Below are 16,444 nucleotides of genomic sequence, written 5' to 3'. Positions count from 1 at the left end.
GGTTGCATCCGCCCGCCCCAGGGTGTCGAGGCGGGACGTGTCCCTCCAAAGCCGACGGGGCGCGTGATGGAATGTGCTGTCCATCAAGCGATCCGCCGACCATCGCGTCATCGAGCGATCTCGGACGAAACAATGCTATTCGGTATCAACCAGACTTTTCCGGAAATTCGGGCAATTCGTCTCGCGAAGTAAGGGATCCGACTAGGATCCCATAGCCGTTGAGGACCAATGGAATTCATGACGAAATGGACCCGCCGCAATGCGAGGGGTCCATTTCATCGGCAGCTACGGGTTTTTCACCCGCAGTTCACTCAGCCGAGGCTGAAAGGCTGTCCCCACAACGTCACCCAGGTGATGACATTGTCGGTCTCGACCTCGACACTGACAAAGGCGCGCGCCTGGGCGTAGCCCGCGCAACCGTTCAGACCGATGGTCTCATCGGCCCACGTCACCGAACCGCTCGTGCCCCTGAACGCATTACGAGTCTTGTGGGTCTCGTTGCCGAAGTCATCGGCCTGCTCCAAATCCAGCACATAGAACGACTTCGCCTGGCCCGGGCCCAGCGAGAGGTTGCCGCCCGAGTTGGCACCCACACCACCGGTGACGTTCTGGCCGTCGCTCCAGTCCACATTGCCGTCCACACCACCGGTCGCACCGCCACCGGCAATGTTCACCTGGCAGCCGACGGTGTAACCCGGGAAGATCTTGCCGCCGGCCGCGCCGGAGAGTTCGACCTGCGCGCTTCCGGAGACCCAGGCGTTGCGATGCAAAGGCGTCGAACCCATGGACGGACTGATGTTGGCCGACTCCCCGACCAGACGGATGGTCACGACAGTGCCGTCCGACAACGTCTTGGTGAGCTCGCCACCCGGCAGCGGCACGAACGTGTCGGCGTTCGCCGCACCGGTGGAGAACAGGCCCATGGCGATGGTGGCAGCGGCGCCGACGCCGGCCATCCGCGCCAGGTTCTTACGGTTGATCATGGTTGATATCCCTCGAGGGTTGAGTCCGCTTCAGCGGGAAGATGGTTCGTTGGTTTCGACAGACGTCAGCCGATGCTGAACGGCATCCCGTAGAGGGTGGTCTTCGAGTAGTGATCGCCGATGATCTCGACGACCGTGTACGAACGCGCCTGCGCGTAACCCGCGCAGCCCTGGATCTGAATCTCGGCATCCTGGTACTCGACGGAGTACACACCCGGCTTGAGGATGTCCTTGTAATCGATCTGAACGAACTTCACTTCGCCGGGGCCGAGGTTGACACCGATCGAACCGCCCGCGCTCGCGCCGCTGAGGTTCACGCTGCCCGACACACCCGCGGAGATCGCGTCGTCGGCGATGCTGATCTGGCAGCCGACGATGTAACCGGTGCTCAACTGCGAAGCACCGTGCGTCGAGGAATTGTTGGTCCCGGGGTTTCCGGTCGGACCGTTGTTGGGGCCGATCTCGCCTTCCGGCGTCACGGTGACGTCGGCGACCGCGTTGCCCGATACCCAGACCACGCGACCGGCGCCGTTGGCAGCCAGCGACGGCGAGATCAGGGCCCGCTCTCCGTTCCGGGTGATCGTCACGCCGGGTCCCACCTTCTGGCCGTCCGGCAACGGCACGAAGGTGTCGGCATTGGCGGCACCGGTCGAAAGCAGGCCCAAGGCAACAGCCGCGGCAGCGCCGACGCCCGCGACGCGGGCACCGCGGCGCAGACCATTGGTGCGGTTCTCGCTCATACTTCCCCTCATCAGGTTCAAACAGTCAACCTCGACCATCGAGGCTGGACAGTGGTCCTCTCAGGCCCAGCTCAGTGTGTCGCCTCTTTGTTGCCGACGTGTAACCGGCCGTTATTTCGGCGCAACGAACCAGCTGGCGACGGAACCGAGCCGAGTTCCGCCGTCCGGGTTTGGTGCGGGCCGGGTTCCCACGATTGCGGGCCCGATTGCGAGTGGCTCGATGGGGAGATTAAACGTTCGATAACGACGCCCGCAACGTGACGTTTCGTAAAGTTCAAGGTGAGCTACATCACAGTTGCGCACATTTGAATATGGCTTGACGTGCATAAATGCGGGATCGCTACAGCCGATGGAAACAATGAGCCGAGATGACGGCACAGGAGCGCCAGTGGCCGGATACGGGACAGGGCCGTAGCGGAATCGCCCCGGTTGGTTCCGAGCGGAAATGATCACGGGTGGATTACGGAGGCCGTGAGCATGATTACGTAGCTACTACGTAGATAACGGGCTAGCCGTGATGCGGGGGTATCTGGGCGCGCAGCCAATCGTCCGGCGACCGGACGTCGTCGCGCTCGTCGCGCTCGTCGGCGGTGGTGTCGGGCAACGTGTCGCCGAAGATCTTCGCCAAGCGCGCGGCATCCCTCGCCCGGCGCGCAGCCGGGCGAGGGTCCTCAGCAGGTGTGGGCGCGGGGATTATTCGACCAATCCGGAGAGCTCACCGATCACCCGGCTGGCGAGCGGGCCGAGCGTCGCCATGCCGTCCCGGATGGCGGAACGGGTGCCGGGCAGGTTGACCACCAGGGTGCTGCCGGACACGCCTGCCACACCGCGGGACAGTCCCGCGTCCAGCGAGCCGGCCACCCGGCCGGAGGAACGAAGGGCCTCGCTGATTCCGGGCAACTCGCGGTCGAGCACCTGCGAGGTGGCCTCCGGCGTCACGTCGCGCGGGGACATGCCGGTGCCGCCGACAGAGATCACCAGATCGACGCCGCCGATCACTGCCGTGTTGAGCGCGTTGCGGATCTCCACCTCGTCGGCCTGGACCGACACCGACGCGTCCACGAGGAAACCCGCCTCGGTGAGCAGCTCGGTGACCAGCGGACCGAGCGAGTCAACACCTCCATGCGCCGTTCGATCGTCGACGACCACCACCAGAGCACGCCCCGCCACAGGAGCATCGATTTCCATGCTGCTCACCGTAGCGCCTGCGTCCAGCAACTCGGCGGCCGCGCCGAGAACGTCGGCGTCCACATCGATCACCGGGACCCGTCCGCCGGGTACCGCGCGCATCATCGGCCGCCGTCCGCGGGCGCGCCGGAGAGGGTCACCTCGACGGTCTTGGGGTTGTTGCCTTGATCGTCGGTGTAGGTGATCTTCACCTTGTCTCCTGGTTGATGGGAGCGGACCGCGGCGACGAGCGCGTTGCCGGAGTCGATCGGGCGGTCGTCGAGCTTCGTCACGACCGCCCCCGGCGGCACGCCCGCGCGCGCGGCGGGACCGTCCGGCGTGACGTCGCGGACTTTCGCGCCGGAAACCTGCTGGGCCGGGTCCTGCTGACGCGACACCGTGATCCCGACTTGCGCGTAGGTGGCCTTGCCGGTCTTGATCAGTTCGTCGGCCACCCGGCGCGCCTGGTCGACGGGGATCGCGAACCCGAGCCCGATCGACCCGGTCTGGCCACCCGTCGTCTCGGTGGGCCCGAGCGTCGCGATGGCGGTGTTGATGCCGATGAGCTTGCCGCTGCCGTCCACCAGCGCGCCACCCGAGTTCCCCGGGTTGATCGCGGCATCGGTCTGGACAGCGTCGATCACCGGGCTGACCGCGGCGCCGGACTCGTTTCCGTCGCCGCTGGTCACGACGGGACGGTTCAGTGCCGACACGATGCCCGTGGTGACCGTGCCCGCCAGTCCCAGCGGCGAGCCGATCGCCACGACCGGCTGGCCGACCTGCAGGTTCGCCGAGGTGCCCAGCTCGATGGGGGTCAGGCCGCTCTTTCCGGAGACCTTGATGACGGCCAGGTCGGAGACCGGATCGGCGCCGACCAGCGTCGCGGGCGCGCTGCTGCCGTCGGAGAACACGACCTCCATCCTGGCGTTCGGCCCGCCGCCCGCGGCCACGTGATTGTTCGTCAGGATCAGGCCGTCGGAGGACAGCACCACGCCGGAGCCCTCCCCCTCGGCCTTGCTGCTGGCCACTTTGATCATCACCACGCTGGGCAGCACCTTCTGCGCGACCGCCTGGGTGGAACCGGCCGGAGCGTTCACGGCGTTGCTCACGTTCGGCTTCGGCGCGTCCAGGGCGTTGGTCACCGGGGCTCGACCGTCGTCACCATGCGTGACCAGCGCGCCGACCGCACCGCCGACACCACCGCTGACCAGTGCGAGCACGACGGCGCCCGCGGCCAGGCCGGCGCGGAACGGACGCCGGGCCGGTGCGGGCGCGGCGCCGAAGGCCAGGCCGTGCGGTTGCGTGGCGTCGTTCGGGGGAGCGAAGGACGGCGGATATCCCGGGAAGGGCGCGGCCGGATGGTGCTGCGGCGGGAACTGGGCGGTGGGATGCTGCGCTTCCCGCGGACCGTAACCGGGAGCGTGCGCCTCTCCTGGCCCGAACGCGCCCGCGTCCGGCGAACCCGGCTCCCGGCGATCCTTCGAATCCTCGGTCATGGACTCCTCGTTTCTGCTCACGTCTCGACCAGGGTGGCCACGGCGACTGAGAGCGGACTGAGACCGTGCTTTCAGTTTTCCGAGAGCTGCGCAGCCGGGGCGCAAAAGAACCACCGACAACTTGATGTCTCAAATCTTGCGGCAAACCACTCGGAGCATTGTCCGAAATACCCCACCGGCGATGAATATTCCGCACAGAACTCGACATTGTGTCGGAAATGAAGTTCCGTCGCCCGGTATTGGCTCAATCCGACGCCGGCGCGCCCGGCTCGCCCGGCAACACGATGCGCACCACGGTACCGCCGCGCTGCGAGGTATCGATGGCGATGGTGCCGCCGTGTTTCGTCACCACCTGCTTGACGATCGCCAGCCCGAGACCCGAGCCCGGCATCGACCGCGACGACATCACCCGGTAGAAGCGCTCGAACACCAACTCCCGCTCCGCCGGCGGGATACCGGGACCGGCGTCATCGATGGACAACTCGAGCAGGCCCGGACCGCTCTCCCGCATGAGGATGCGCACCTGCGCGCCCGCCGGGCTCCACTTGGCCGCGTTGTCCAGCACGTTCAGCACCGCCCGAGCCAAGCCCGCCTCGTGCCCGTAGACGAACCACGGGCGCAGATCGGCGACGAATTCGATGCCGGCCCGGCGGCGGCGGGCGCGCTCGAGGGCGCGCTCCACGACCTCTCCCAGATCCACCCGCTCGTAGACGGTTTCCGGCGCGTCCTCCCTGGCGAGATCGACAAGATCGCCCACCAGCGTCGACAACTCCTCGATCTGGGCCATCACGTCGGCGCGCAGTCCGGCCATGTCCTCGTCCGGTATGCGCGGAGCGCCGGGCCGGCTGGACGCGATGAGCAACTCCATATTGGTCCGCAGCGAGGTCAGCGGCGTGCGCAGTTCGTGCCCGGCGTCGGCGACCAGCCTGCGCTGGCGATCGCGCGACTCGGTGAGCGCGCGCAGCATCGTGTTGAAACTCTCTGTGAGCCTTGCCAGTTCGTCGTCACCGGTGACCGGGATCGGAGTCAGGTCGTCGGTGCGGGCGATCCGCTCGGTGGCCGCCGTCAGCCGCGCGATGGGCCGCAGCCCGGTCCGGCCGACCGCCGTGCCCGCCGCGGCGGCCAGCACGACGCCGCAACCGCCGACGACGAACAACAGCCAGGCGAGCCGGTCGAGCACCTCCCGGGTGCGGTCCAGCCGCTGCGAGATCACCAGCGTGGCACCCGTGTTGGTGTACACCGCCAGCACGCGCTGATTGCCGTCGGTGCGCAGCGACGAACTGCGCTCGCCGCGCGCGACGGCCAACTCCTGCGGGCCGACCGGCGGATCGGTGGATTGCGGCGGCAGCCAGCGCCGGAGGTCGGGGTAGATCAGCGCGATGCCGGTGTCGTCGTAGAACGCGGCGGCGACCATCAGGTTCAGGTTGTTGAAGCCGTACGGGTTGCTGGCGATCACCGCCGTGGACCGGCTGCGCAACTGGGCGTCCACGTCGTCGTACAACGCGCGCGCCACCAGCGCGTAGGCCGCGATCGAGGTGACCGCCACCGCGATCGCCACGACGGACGCGGCCAGCAGGGTCACCCGCCACCGCAGCGAGACCGTCCGCGTCAGCGGCATGGGCGGGCGCATATCCGAGGGCTCGGGCGGGCGCTGTCCGAGTGCGGCGACGACGGGGCGCCTGGGCGGGGTTCGTGCCATGACCGCGGACCTACGGCGGCGTTTCACGCAGCACATAGCCGACGCCGCGCACCGTGTGGATCAGCCGCGGCTCGCCCTCGGCCTCGGTTTTGCGGCGCAGATAACCGATGTAGACCTCGAGCGCGTTTCCCGAGGTCGGGAAATCGTAGCCCCAGACTTCCTCGAGAATGCGGCTGCGGGTGAGCACCCGGCGCGGGTTCGCCATCAGCATTTCCAGCAATGAGAACTCGGTGCGGGTGAGACTGATCTGCCGCGCGCCGCGGGACACCTCGCGAGTCACCGGGTCCAGCGACAAGTCGGCGAACTTCATTGCCTCGGAGGCGTCACCCGGAGCCGCGGACGTGCGGCGCAGCAGCGCGCGCAACCTGGCCAGCAGTTCCTCCAGTGCGAAAGGCTTCGGCAAATAGTCGTCCGCCCCGGCGTCGAGGCCCGCGACCCGCTCCGATACCGAATCTCGCGCGGTGAGAACCAGAATCGGCAAATCATCGCCGGTGCTGCGGAGCCGACGGCAGACCTCGAGCCCGTCGAGCCGGGGCATCATGACGTCCAACACGAGCGCGTCGGGTCGCTGGACGGTTGCCTTCTCCAGCGCGTCCACACCGTCCACCGCGAGGTCGACGGAGTAGCCGTTGAAGGTGAGCGACCGGCGCAGCGATTCCCGGACCGCCCGGTCGTCGTCGACCACCAGAATGCGCATGCCACCAGTTTGACCGCACCGACTGAGAGGTAACTGAGAGGGCGCTCTCGACACGCCGAGGCGCGGACCCGCGGCAACCCTCGGCGCGTCGCACTCGTCAACCCCGGGTGACCAGGGCCTTCCACGGCCCTGCCGAGAAGTTGACGCGTCCCTTACGCATTTCCACCGCGAAACACGTTCTCTATAGCCATATTCGGTAAATTGCGGAGCGGCTCCCCCGGATTGCCGATGCCCCCTCTGCACGGTATGTTCCGTGCGGTAAAAAGAAGACCTCTAGTTGGTTCTTTGCGGGTTGAATCAATACCGAACAGCCACGCGCGCCCGAGGTCACTGGTGAAGCGGAGGCGACGGAAGCGGATGGAAGCTGCACCGCGGTCCTGGCAATTCAGCCTGTCGAACTGGTCGGTCACCCGCAAGGTTGGCGTGGTGCTGGTGCTTCCGGTGCTGCTGGCCACCGTCTTCGCCGTGCTCCGCATCAACAACGAACTGCGCACCATGGCGCAGTTGGACGCGGCGACCGAACAAGCCATCATCATCCGGCCGATCGTCAAGTTCGGTTCGGCCACCGAGCAACTGGGCGTCACCGCGACCGCCACCTGGGGCAACACCGCGGACCCGCAGACCGACGCCGCGCTGACGAAGTTCGACCAGGCGCTGGCCGAATTGGAAGCCGCCCTGCAGACCACCAAGGTCAGCGGCCGGGTCACCTCCGAACTCGCCTCGGCCATCGCCACCGGCACCACGATGCGCAACAGCTTGCGCAACGGCTCGCCCGCCATGGTCGGCGAGCAGTCCGACGAGATCATGGTCCGCATCGGCAACGCGCTCGCGCTGTCGCCGTCGGTGGACGACCTGGTCATCCAGCGGTACTTCCTGCAGCTGGCGTCGGTGCAGACCGCCCGGCGCGTGCTCACCCAGCAGCGCATGCTGATCGGTTCGCCGGACGCGGGCCGCAACCCGAGCGTGCGGCCCCGCGTGCTGGTCGCCGCGGGCGCCGAGATCACCATGATCTACCAGTACGCGCAGATCCTGCCGGACTACGCGGGCAACATGCGCCCGCTGCTGGACGCGGTGCAGACCCGTCTGGGCACCTTCAGCCAGAACGTGGCCGACCCGGCGTCGAATCCGGCCGTCATCGACTCGCTGCTGGTCAGCTCGGACACCTACGAGAAGACCACCGCGCAGCTGATCGACACCATCGACGGCGCGCTCGCCGCCCGCACCACCGAGGCGCAGGCCGGTGCGCTGCGGGAGACGACGATCGTCATCGGCATGCTGCTCGCGGGCCTGGCCTTGGCCCTGTCGGTGGCGCGCACCCTGGTCGTCCCGGTCCGCCGCCTGCGGCGGGACGCGCTCGAGGTGGCGCACATCAAGCTGCCCGACGAACTCGCCGTGGTGCGCGCGGGCGGCACCACCCCGGAGATCACCCCGGTCGCGGTGCACACCACCGACGAGATCGGCCAGCTGGCCCGCGCCGTGGACGAGATCCACGAGCAGGCGCTCAACCTCGCCGCCGACCAGGCCCGCCTGCGCCTGCAGATCGGCAACATGTTCGAGACGCTGTCGCGCCGCAGCCAATCGCTGGTCGAACAGCAGCTGGCGCTGATCGAGGACCTCGAACACGACGAGGACGACACCGACCGGCTGCAGAGCCTGTTCCGCCTCGACCACCTGGCCACCCGCATGCGCCGCAACGGCGACAACCTGCTGGTGCTCGCCGGTACCGCGCTGCGCCGCGGACAGCTGCACCCGGTGCCGCTGTCGGACATGCTGTGGAGCGCGGTCTCCCAGGTCGAGGACTACCAGCGCGTCGAGATCGGCGCGGTGCCCGACGGCATCGTCGCGGGCGAGCCCGCCGTCGACATCGAGCACCTGCTCGCCGAGCTGATCGACAACGCGCTGCGTTATTCGCCGCCGACCACGCCGGTCACCGTGATGGTGTCGCGCGCCGTCGACGGCGGCTACCTGATCGAGATCACCGACCGCGGCCTCGGCATGTCCCTGGAAGACCTGCAGACCACCAACGACCGGCTGGCCTCCGGTGGTGAGGTCACCGTCGAGACCGCGCGCCGCATGGGCCTGTTCGTCGTCGGCCGCCTGGCCAAGCGCCACACCATCACGGTGAGCCTGCGCCGCACGTCGACGATGGCGCAGCAGCCGGGCATCACCGCCAGCGTGCACCTGCCCGGTGCGCTGGTCGCGCCGCCGATGGACGCCACCGACCCGGCGGGCAAGCCGCTCGACCTCACCGCCGAGCACCAGCTGCCCTCGCTCGCCACCCCGCCCACCGGGGCGCAGCCGCGCAACCTGGTCCCCGTCCCGAGCCTGCCGCAGCGCGACACCGCGCGTTTCGGCGTGACGAGTTCCGGCCTGCCGCAGCGCCGTCCCGCCATCCGCGTCGCCGACGCCCCGGACCAGCCCTCGGTCTCCACGCCGGTCGGCCGGTCGGTCAGCCCGGCGGACCAGCCTGCCACCCAGCCGTGGCCGGTGCTCACCCCGCGCTCGGACGACCGCACCCCGACCGGCCCGTTCGCCCCGGTGACGCCCGCCACCGGCGAGCAGGCCGTCGAGCGGGAGCAGCAGCCCGCGCGCACCGATCTGTGGACCGAGGTCAAGGACGACGAGCCGACCACCGGTCCCACGCCTGCCGTGCCGAGCCAGGCGCCCGCGCCGCAGACCACCGCGCGATCCGGTCTTCCGATCCGGAAGCCGGTCGCCCCCGCCGAACCACCGCAGGAGGCGGCGCCGGATCCCGCGACGGTGACCTCCTCCCGGCTGCAGCCGGTCGCCGGTTCCTCCCCCACCCCCATCTATCAGCGCATGGTCTCGGAATGGCTGGTCGAGCCCTCGACCTCGCCATCGCCGGAAAGCTCGTGGTCCTCGCCTGGTGACGCGGGCTGGCTGGCCGCCGAAGACGCCAGCCATCCGACCACCACCGCGCGCACCGTCGGCGGGCTGCCGATCCGCAGGCCGGGCGCCCAGCTGGTGCCCGGCGGCCTGGCACCGGCGGAGGACGCGGGCACGCGCGATCCGGAAGAAATTCGCAACAACCTGACCAGGCATCTCAGTGGGGTCCGCAGCGGGCGGGCCAATGCGCAGTACAACGACGGAGGGCTTGCATGACCAACGCGAACAACAGCACCACGGACGAGAATCTGAACTGGCTGGTCGCCCGCTTCACCCGAGATGTGCCCGGCGTGTCCCATGCGGTGCTGGTATCGGCGGACGGCTTGTTGCAGGCCACCAGTCCGCATCTGCCCAGCGACCGCGCCGAACAGCTCTCCGCCGTCACCGCCGGACTCGCCAGTCTGTCCATGGGCGCGGCCTCGCTGTTCGACGGCGGCAAGGTGATGCAATCGATCGTGGAGATGCAGCGCGGCTACCTGCTGGTGATGAGCGTCGGCAACGGCTCGCATCTGGCCGTGCTGGCGAACAAGTCGCACGATATCGGCCGCATCGGTTACGAGATGGCACTGCTGGTCGATCGGGTGGGTTCGGTGGTCACCGCGACCGCGCGCACCGCTGTCTGAGTGTGCGATGTCCAATCCATACGGCCCCGGACCACGGCCGACAACGCGCGTCCGGCCCTACGCCCTGACCTCGGGGCGCACCGAACCCGCGATCGACCTGCCTTTGGAGGCGGTCATCGAAACCTTGTCGTACACTGCACATCTCGACTGGCCGACCGGCGACATCCGCACCGAGATATTGCGACTCGGCACGCATCGGCTGTCGGTCGCGGAGATCGCGGCACATCTGGACCGGCCGCTCGGCATGGTCCGAGTGGTGATCGGCGACCTGGTCGTCGACGGCACCATGCGCGTGCATTCGACTTTGACCGAAGAGGCGAGCTATGACGAGCGACGTTCGTTGATGGAGAGGACATTGCGTGGACTCCGCGCCCTATAGGAATTCGGGGCCCAGTGGACATCCCGGGCCAAGTGGGAATCTCGGACCGGGAAGTGCCCCCGGGCCGGACGGCTTCGAGAATCGGGTCGCTTCGACGAAGATCGTCGTCGCGGGCGGTTTCGGCGCGGGCAAGACCACGTTCGTCGGCGCGGTGTCGGAGATCGTTCCGCTGCGCACCGAGGCGATGGTGACCCGCTACTCCGACGGCATCGACGATCTCGCCGAGACGCCGGAGAAGGAGACCACCACGGTCGCCATGGACTTCGGCCGGATCATCCTGCCGGGCAACCTGGTGCTCTATCTGTTCGGCACGCCCGGTCAGCGCCGGTTCTGGTTCATGTGGGACGACCTGATCCGCGGCGCGATCGGCGCGGTGGTGCTGATCGACACCCGGCGGCTGGAGGACAGCTTCGCCGCGGTCGACTTCTTCGAGGCGCGCAAGCTGCCGTTCCTGATCGCGGTCAACCGCTTCCCGGACGCGCCGCGCTTCCCCATCGCGGAACTGCGCGAAGCGCTCTCGGTGCGCGAGGGCGTGCCGATCGTGGACATCGACGCGCGCAACGCGATCGAGGTGCGCCAGGCGCTGGCCGCGGTCACCGAGTACGCGATCGCGCAGCTGAAGGCCAGTGAACTGGAAGGAACCGCCCGCCATGCGTGAGGTCGCGGTGCTGGCCGCAGGCGGTGCGTCCGTCGACCAGTTCGCCCTCGGCTATTGGCTGGTCGCGCTGTCGCTGGGCATCTCGGTGCTCGGCGCGGTGGTCGGCCTCGCCTGCATCGTGCACGGCGCGCGCTCGGTCCAGTTCCGGCTCGTGTGGCTGGTCTCGGCGGCGATCTCGCTGGGCGGTGTGGGGGTGTGGCTGGCCACGTCGGTGGCCATGCTCGGCCTGAAGGTGCCGGGTAGCGCGATGCGCTACGACCCGGGCCGGCTGGTCGCGGCCCTGGTGGTGTCCATCGTGGCCGTCTTCGCGGCGCTGCTGATCATCGGGCGCACACCGCGGCTCGCGCTGCTGTTGCCCGGCGGCGCGGTGCTTGGCCTCGGCATCGGCGTCACGCATTATCTCGGCATCGGCTCGCTCGAGATCCAGGGATCGGTCGGCGTGACGGCCTGGCTGACCGTCGTCTCCGCCGTGATCGGGGTGATCACCGCGTCCGCGACGCTGTGGCTGTTCCAGACCATGCGCTTCCCGCTGGCCCGCGCGGCGACCGTGCTGCTGTTCGGCGTCGGCGTGTCCGCCACCTACTACTTGGCGCTGGCGGCGTTGCATTTCGACGTCGACCGGACGGCGAAGGTGCCCGGCGGCATGGAGTTGTTCGACTTCGTGTTCCCGATGTTCGTCATCGGCCTGCTGGCCCTGACCGTGCCGATCTCCGCGGTGCTGATCGCGCCGGATCGCCGCGAGCTGGCCGCCCCGCCGAAGCCGCGACGGCCGAAGCTGGAGCCCGCTCGCTGATCCGGACGCGCGGACTCCTTCGCGACTTCCGGTCCTGATTCGCGGCGCGCTACCGGGCTGTTCGGCCGTTTGTCGCTGATCCGCCCCCGGTGGACGGCCCGGATTCGGTGATGCCGCGGATTCACCCACCGGGCCCACTTACAGTGGAAGCCATGCGTTTCGGTCTCGACTACGCCGCGGGACGTCCGGGGGGCGCGGCGATTCGGGCGGCGGGGTACGACTTCGTGGTGCGGTATCTGTCCGACGGCGGCCCTAGCCTGCCCGGCAAGCTGCTCACCCCGGCCGAGGCGAACGATCTGCGGACGCACGGTGTCTCGATCGTCTCCAATTGGGAGACCACGGCCGCGCGGATGCTCGACGGGTACGGCGCAGGCATCGTGGACGCGCGCGCGGCCCTGGCCCAGGTGCTGCGCTGCGGCGGCCGGGTGGACCGGCCCATCTATTTCTCCGCGGATTTCGATGCCACCGAGCAGGATCAGTTCCGCATCAACGCCTATCTGGACGGTGCGGTGACCGTGCTCGGCCGCGCCAATGTCGGTATCTACGGCGGGTACTGGACGGTCAGTCGCGCCCTGGACGCCGGATACGCGACGTGGGCTTGGCAGACCGACGCCTGGTCCGGCACGAATGTGGAGAGCAGAAGGGCCATTCATCAGACGCGACGCCAGGTGACCGTCGGCGGCGTGCGCTGTGACGTCAACGAGGCCGAGACGATCGATTTCGGCCAGTGGGATTTCGTCGAACGGGAGGATCCGGACGTGACGCCGGAACAAGAGGCAGTGCTGCGCGACATCCAGATCCAATTGCGCGGACCCGACTTGTCGGGCTGGCCGCAGCTGGGCGCCGATGCCGACGGCCGAAATCGGACGCTAGTGGACGGACTGGCCGCTGCGCTGGCCCGAATCGCTGCTCTGGAGCGCGAATCCGCCGAGTTGCGAACGCAAGTTGGCGAATTGCGTACCGAGATCAGCGAACTGGAGGCGACGACGGCCGAGTTGACCGAGCAGGTGCAGCGCTGGAACGGGCGGCACTGGCCGTGGCCGCTGTCGCTGATCGAGGGCCCCGCCGCGCTGGTCGGCGAACAACTGGCGCGGTTGGAGGCGTTGCTGCCGGACCTTCCGGGACTGCCGGGACACGATGGTGACGCGCGCCGGACACCGGGCGGCGAGGACGGGGCGGCGGCGCTGACCTCGAAGAACTGAGTCACACACCGCGCCACGGCCGCATCCGCGCGGTCGGCGGCGGAAGCGCCTCGGGGAGAGTGGAACCCGGCGAGACAGGGCCCGAAATTGGCGATGGACGGGTTCTCTTGGAAACCAAGAGAACCCGCCCTCGACGACGAGGGTACCGGTATCCGGCCGCGAGCGCATCATTTTCGGCGAACTTTTCGTCGGCCAAAAACCTACCGCCCATCCGGATTTCACCACCTGGCTACTCGATCGCAATCGTCCAGCACGCAATAGTGCGACGTGATGCAGGACACATCGGTAGCTGAAAAATAGCTGACACGCTTTGTAGTCGCCTTGAAAATTTTCGCCAGAGGTCGCCGAAGTGCCCTTTTCCGGACGATTGACCAGCATCCGCATCGTCCGGAGACTCGGCAGCACCACCCGAGCAATCACGCAGTCGGCGCGCCCCTGCTCGTGACCTCGGCGCTCAGAGTTTCTCGATGTCGATCAGGCCGCGCCGCACGGCCGCCACCAACCGGCGCGGCACCTGACGCACAACGCCCCCGACGGTCACCGGCACCAAGTCCACCGGCGCCGCCTTCCAATTCGACCGGCGGCTGCGGGTGTTCGACCGCGACATCCTCCGCTTCGGTACCGCCATCTCAGGATTCCTTTCGCGCGCGCTTGCCGTATTTGCGTTCGAACTTCTCCACACGGCCCTGGGTGTCCAGCACGCGGTGCGCGCCGGTCCAGAACGGGTGCGAGTCCGCGGTGACGTCCACCGTCAGCAACGGGTAGGTGTTGCCGTCGGTCCACTCCACCGTGCGGGCGCTGGTGGCCGTGGACCGGGTGAGGAATCGCTTGCCGGTGCTCACGTCCTCGAAGACCACCGAGTGGTAGTCCGGATGGATACCCTTCTTCACTTCGTCTCTCCTCTCGGGCTTTTCGCTTCCTGCGCGGGTTGCCCCGCCTCCTCGTCGGCCGCGCACGGATCGGCGTGCCATTCGCCGAACGGGTCCTCCCATAGGGCGACCCGCTCGGGGGCGCGTTCGACCAGGCGCAACTCGTCGTCCTCCACCAACGCCCAGTGCAGCGCCTCGCGGATCTCCGCCGGATCGGCGTCGTGCACCAGGATCGACAGCGAGATGTCCCGATCCCCGAACCGCTCGTCCCAGCGCAGGGCGGCCATCGCGCGCCGCTCCGGGTCCACCGTGGACAGTTCCGCTTCCGGCATCGCGGCCAGCCAGCGCCCCGCGCCGCCCACCCGCAGGCCACCACCGGCGGATTCGAGCCACACCACCTCATCGGGCTGGGTGGCCAGCCATACCCGCCCGCGCGCGGTCACGACGCCGTCCAGCAACACGTCGAGCGCCTCGTGCAGGCGGGCGGGATGGAACGGCCGCGCCGCGGCGAACTCCACGAGTTCCACGCCGTAATCAGTGGTCAAGGGCGGACGGCCGCGCAGCAGCGGTGCGTGCGCGTCGAACACGCGGCCGCGTCGCGAATCGGCGGGCACGCGCGTGATCAGCGTTTCCACCAGGGCGGGTGTGATCGAGCTCGGTTCCCCCAGCCAGGCGACGGGCGCGCCGGGGACCAGCCTGGCCAGTACGGCCGCGAGCTTGCCACGCTCGGCCGCGGCCTCGCCGAGCAGCGCGGTGTGCGCGGTGACGGCGCCGAGGGCGATCACGGCGTCGGCGAAATCGACCTGCCCGACCGCGACCTGCGCCACCGTGCGGTCGTCGTCGGCGGCGGCGAGACCGCGTTCGGCGAGCGTCTCGTCGCCGGTCGCGTCGGCGAGCCAGGCGCCGGCGTCCAGGCAGGTCAGCACTGCCTCCACCCGCACGTCGCGCCCAGCGGGGCCGTCGACACGGCCGTGCACACCGGCGACCACGACATGCTCGACGGCTTGACACACCGCTTCTGCCTCGAACGCCGGGTCCAGCGCGAGCACGATGCGGTCCACCGAGTCGCGCCGGGCGAGGGTGCACAGCAGCGGAAGCAGATCCGTCCGCAGGGTGCAGGAGACGCAGCCGTGTGCGAGTTCCAGCACGGCCGAAGTCTCCCGGGTGGCGGTGCGCACCGTGCGGTGCACGATGCCTTCCCGCAGTTGCGTCAGGTCGTGGCGGACCACGACGGTACCCGGCGCCATGCCCAGCACCGCGGCCGCGCGATCCACGCCCGCCGCGGCGAGTCCGGCGAAACCGGTGAGCACCACCACGGGCGTTCTGCGGTCGGACTCGGGTGGTCCCAGGGTGGAATCTGCCGCAGCCACCGGCAACCCCTTTCGGTAACGATTTTCATTTGCTGTCACGTCACGGTACATTGCCGGGCAAGCATTGTCGAAAACGATTGTCATCTACTGGAGGGAGTCCGGATGTCGGCCCATTGCCAGGTCACCGGGCGCAAGCCCGGATTCGGCAAGTCCGTGTCGCACTCGCACAAGCGGACCAGCCGCCGCTGGAACCCGAACGTCCAGCGCAAGACCTACTACCTGCCCAGCGAAGGCCGGCGCGTCACGCTGACCGTCTCCGCCAAGGGCATCAAGACCATCGACCGGGACGGAATCGAGGCCGTGGTGGCCCGGATCCGGGCACGCGGCGACAAGATCTGAGGAGCGACCCATGGCGTCGAAATCCACCGACATCCGCCCGATCGTGAAGCTGAAGTCCACGGCAGGCACCGGGTACACCTACGTGACCCGCAAGAATCGCCGCAACGATCCGGACCGGCTCGTGCTGCGCAAATACGATCCGGTGGTGCGCAAGCACGTCGACTTCCGCGAGGAGCGCTGAGATGGCCAAGAAGTCGAAGATCGCCCGCGATCAGCAGCGCCGGGCGATCGTGGCGCGCTACGCCGAACGTCGCGCGGAGCTGAAGGAGCTCATCCGGAAGCCGGGCACCCCCGAGGCCGAACGCGCGGCCGCCGAGGCCGAACTGCGGCGGCAGCCGCGCGACGCCAGTCCGGTACGATTGCGCAATCGGGACGCCGCCGACGGACGACCGCGCGGTCATCTCCGGAAGTTCGGACTCTCCCGTGTGCGTGTGCGCGAGATGGCCCACCGGGGCGAGTTGCCCGGTGTGCACAAATCGAGCTGGTAGACAACCACTGATCTCGTGAGAAGGAACTCGTCAT

General features: G+C 68.6%; 18 protein-coding genes. 9 read left to right on the top strand and 9 right to left on the bottom strand.

Going from position 1 to position 16,444, the window contains the following annotated elements; translation table 11 throughout:
• Positions 1-311: 311 nt before the first annotated feature.
• The 6 genes from ABZ552_RS08855 to ABZ552_RS08830 all read right to left on the bottom strand — a co-directional run bounded on the left by ABZ552_RS08855 (position 312) and on the right by ABZ552_RS08830 (position 6,782).
• Positions 312-983: an MspA family porin gene (locus ABZ552_RS08855; RefSeq protein ID WP_281877509.1), complete on the bottom strand. Its 672-nt coding sequence runs from the start codon at positions 981-983 to the stop codon at positions 312-314.
• 65 nt (positions 984-1,048) lie between these two features.
• Positions 1,049-1,723: an MspA family porin gene (locus ABZ552_RS08850; protein WP_281880738.1), complete on the bottom strand. Its 675-nt coding sequence runs from the start codon at positions 1,721-1,723 to the stop codon at positions 1,049-1,051.
• Between the two features lie 693 nt (positions 1,724-2,416).
• Positions 2,417-2,911 (bottom strand): MogA/MoaB family molybdenum cofactor biosynthesis protein, encoded by a 495-nt coding sequence (locus ABZ552_RS08845; protein ID WP_195044576.1) that lies wholly within the window; start codon positions 2,909-2,911, stop codon positions 2,417-2,419.
• 101 nt (positions 2,912-3,012) lie between these two features.
• Positions 3,013-4,386: a trypsin-like peptidase domain-containing protein gene (locus tag ABZ552_RS08840; protein WP_281917247.1), complete on the bottom strand. Its 1,374-nt coding sequence runs from the start codon at positions 4,384-4,386 to the stop codon at positions 3,013-3,015.
• A gap of 244 nt (positions 4,387-4,630) precedes the next feature.
• Complete coding sequence (locus ABZ552_RS08835; protein WP_281880737.1) at positions 4,631-6,016, bottom strand: HAMP domain-containing sensor histidine kinase; 1,386 nt, start codon at positions 6,014-6,016, stop codon at positions 4,631-4,633.
• Positions 6,017-6,095: 79 nt separating this feature from the next.
• Complete coding sequence (locus ABZ552_RS08830) at positions 6,096-6,782, bottom strand: response regulator transcription factor (RefSeq protein ID WP_281877506.1); 687 nt, start codon at positions 6,780-6,782, stop codon at positions 6,096-6,098.
• A 357-nt stretch (positions 6,783-7,139) separates the two neighbouring features.
• On the opposite strand from ABZ552_RS08830, the gene ABZ552_RS08825 reads away from it, so the two are divergent.
• The 6 genes from ABZ552_RS08825 to ABZ552_RS08800 all read left to right on the top strand — a co-directional run bounded on the left by ABZ552_RS08825 (position 7,140) and on the right by ABZ552_RS08800 (position 13,344).
• On the top strand, positions 7,140-9,905 hold the full coding sequence (locus tag ABZ552_RS08825) for an ATP-binding protein (RefSeq protein ID WP_281877505.1): 2,766 nt from the start codon (positions 7,140-7,142) through the stop codon (positions 9,903-9,905).
• Positions 9,902-10,312, top strand: coding sequence for a roadblock/LC7 domain-containing protein (locus ABZ552_RS08820; protein ID WP_039801134.1), 411 nt, complete (start codon positions 9,902-9,904; stop codon positions 10,310-10,312). Before ABZ552_RS08825 ends, ABZ552_RS08820 begins: the two co-directional genes overlap by 4 nt.
• A 7-nt stretch (positions 10,313-10,319) precedes the next feature.
• A complete protein-coding gene (locus ABZ552_RS08815; RefSeq protein ID WP_040782732.1) occupies positions 10,320-10,691 on the top strand; it encodes a DUF742 domain-containing protein in 372 nt (123 codons plus the stop codon).
• A gap of 100 nt (positions 10,692-10,791) precedes the next feature.
• Complete coding sequence (locus ABZ552_RS08810; RefSeq protein WP_039801302.1) at positions 10,792-11,349, top strand: ATP/GTP-binding protein; 558 nt, start codon at positions 10,792-10,794, stop codon at positions 11,347-11,349.
• On the top strand, positions 11,342-12,142 hold the full coding sequence (locus ABZ552_RS08805; protein ID WP_281877503.1) for an MHYT domain-containing protein: 801 nt from the start codon (positions 11,342-11,344) through the stop codon (positions 12,140-12,142). The genes ABZ552_RS08810 and ABZ552_RS08805 overlap by 8 nt, the downstream gene beginning before the upstream one ends.
• A gap of 152 nt (positions 12,143-12,294) precedes the next feature.
• Positions 12,295-13,344: a DUF1906 domain-containing protein gene (locus ABZ552_RS08800; RefSeq protein WP_357436269.1), complete on the top strand. Its 1,050-nt coding sequence runs from the start codon at positions 12,295-12,297 to the stop codon at positions 13,342-13,344.
• A 454-nt stretch (positions 13,345-13,798) separates the two neighbouring features.
• On the opposite strand, the gene rpmF is transcribed toward ABZ552_RS08800, so the two are convergent.
• Genes rpmF through ABZ552_RS08785 form a run of 3 tightly spaced genes read right to left on the bottom strand, consistent with a single transcriptional unit; the run spans position 13,799 to position 15,583 of the window.
• A complete protein-coding gene (rpmF, locus tag ABZ552_RS08795) occupies positions 13,799-13,972 on the bottom strand; it encodes a 50S ribosomal protein L32 (protein WP_281877501.1) in 174 nt (57 codons plus the stop codon).
• Position 13,973: 1 nt separating this feature from the next.
• Positions 13,974-14,234 (bottom strand): type B 50S ribosomal protein L31, encoded by a 261-nt coding sequence (locus ABZ552_RS08790; RefSeq protein WP_357436266.1) that lies wholly within the window; start codon positions 14,232-14,234, stop codon positions 13,974-13,976.
• The gene (locus ABZ552_RS08785) at positions 14,231-15,583 is read right to left on the bottom strand and encodes a GTP-binding protein (RefSeq protein WP_357436264.1); all 1,353 of its coding nucleotides are present in this window, start codon (positions 15,581-15,583) and stop codon (positions 14,231-14,233) included. Before ABZ552_RS08785 ends, ABZ552_RS08790 begins: the two co-directional genes overlap by 4 nt.
• A 102-nt stretch (positions 15,584-15,685) precedes the next feature.
• Between ABZ552_RS08785 and rpmB the strand changes: the two genes are divergently transcribed.
• From rpmB to rpsN, 3 genes are read left to right on the top strand one after another with little or no spacing between them, the layout of a single operon-like run.
• The gene (gene rpmB, locus ABZ552_RS08780; RefSeq protein ID WP_043697994.1) at positions 15,686-15,922 is read left to right on the top strand and encodes a 50S ribosomal protein L28; all 237 of its coding nucleotides are present in this window, start codon (positions 15,686-15,688) and stop codon (positions 15,920-15,922) included.
• Positions 15,923-15,932: 10 nt separating this feature from the next.
• Positions 15,933-16,103 (top strand): 50S ribosomal protein L33, encoded by a 171-nt coding sequence (gene rpmG, locus ABZ552_RS08775; RefSeq protein ID WP_019049259.1) that lies wholly within the window; start codon positions 15,933-15,935, stop codon positions 16,101-16,103.
• Position 16,104: 1 nt separating this feature from the next.
• On the top strand, positions 16,105-16,410 hold the full coding sequence (gene rpsN / locus ABZ552_RS08770; RefSeq protein WP_281877495.1) for a 30S ribosomal protein S14: 306 nt from the start codon (positions 16,105-16,107) through the stop codon (positions 16,408-16,410).
• The last annotated feature ends 34 nt before the right edge of the window (positions 16,411-16,444 follow it).

This window comes from Nocardia sp. NPDC019219, from assembly GCF_040632645.1.
Taxonomy (GTDB): domain Bacteria; phylum Actinomycetota; class Actinomycetes; order Mycobacteriales; family Mycobacteriaceae; genus Nocardia; species Nocardia sputorum.
This window is presented reverse-complemented; position numbering and strand designations above follow the sequence as displayed.

What these genes read in the sequence shown, in the direction of transcription:
- ABZ552_RS08840 (WP_281917247.1), bottom strand. Translation starts at nt 4,386, where the DNA reads ATGACCGAGGATTCGAAGGATCGCCGGGAGCCGGGTTCGCCGGACGCG.
- rpsN (WP_281877495.1), top strand. Translation starts at nt 16,105, where the DNA reads ATGGCCAAGAAGTCGAAGATCGCCCGCGATCAGCAGCGCCGGGCGATC.
- rpmG (WP_019049259.1), top strand. Translation starts at nt 15,933, where the DNA reads ATGGCGTCGAAATCCACCGACATCCGCCCGATCGTGAAGCTGAAGTCC.
- ABZ552_RS08820 (WP_039801134.1), top strand. Translation starts at nt 9,902, where the DNA reads ATGACCAACGCGAACAACAGCACCACGGACGAGAATCTGAACTGGCTG.
- ABZ552_RS08830 (WP_281877506.1), bottom strand. Translation starts at nt 6,782, where the DNA reads ATGCGCATTCTGGTGGTCGACGACGACCGGGCGGTCCGGGAATCGCTG.
- rpmF (WP_281877501.1), bottom strand. Translation starts at nt 13,972, where the DNA reads ATGGCGGTACCGAAGCGGAGGATGTCGCGGTCGAACACCCGCAGCCGC.
- ABZ552_RS08835 (WP_281880737.1), bottom strand. Translation starts at nt 6,016, where the DNA reads ATGCGCCCGCCCATGCCGCTGACGCGGACGGTCTCGCTGCGGTGGCGG.
- ABZ552_RS08800 (WP_357436269.1), top strand. Translation starts at nt 12,295, where the DNA reads ATGCGTTTCGGTCTCGACTACGCCGCGGGACGTCCGGGGGGCGCGGCG.
- ABZ552_RS08845 (WP_195044576.1), bottom strand. Translation starts at nt 2,911, where the DNA reads ATGGAAATCGATGCTCCTGTGGCGGGGCGTGCTCTGGTGGTGGTCGTC.
- rpmB (WP_043697994.1), top strand. Translation starts at nt 15,686, where the DNA reads ATGTCGGCCCATTGCCAGGTCACCGGGCGCAAGCCCGGATTCGGCAAG.
- ABZ552_RS08850 (WP_281880738.1), bottom strand. Translation starts at nt 1,723, where the DNA reads ATGAGCGAGAACCGCACCAATGGTCTGCGCCGCGGTGCCCGCGTCGCG.
- ABZ552_RS08825 (WP_281877505.1), top strand. Translation starts at nt 7,140, where the DNA reads ATGGAAGCTGCACCGCGGTCCTGGCAATTCAGCCTGTCGAACTGGTCG.
- ABZ552_RS08805 (WP_281877503.1), top strand. Translation starts at nt 11,342, where the DNA reads ATGCGTGAGGTCGCGGTGCTGGCCGCAGGCGGTGCGTCCGTCGACCAG.
- ABZ552_RS08855 (WP_281877509.1), bottom strand. Translation starts at nt 983, where the DNA reads ATGATCAACCGTAAGAACCTGGCGCGGATGGCCGGCGTCGGCGCCGCT.
- ABZ552_RS08815 (WP_040782732.1), top strand. Translation starts at nt 10,320, where the DNA reads ATGTCCAATCCATACGGCCCCGGACCACGGCCGACAACGCGCGTCCGG.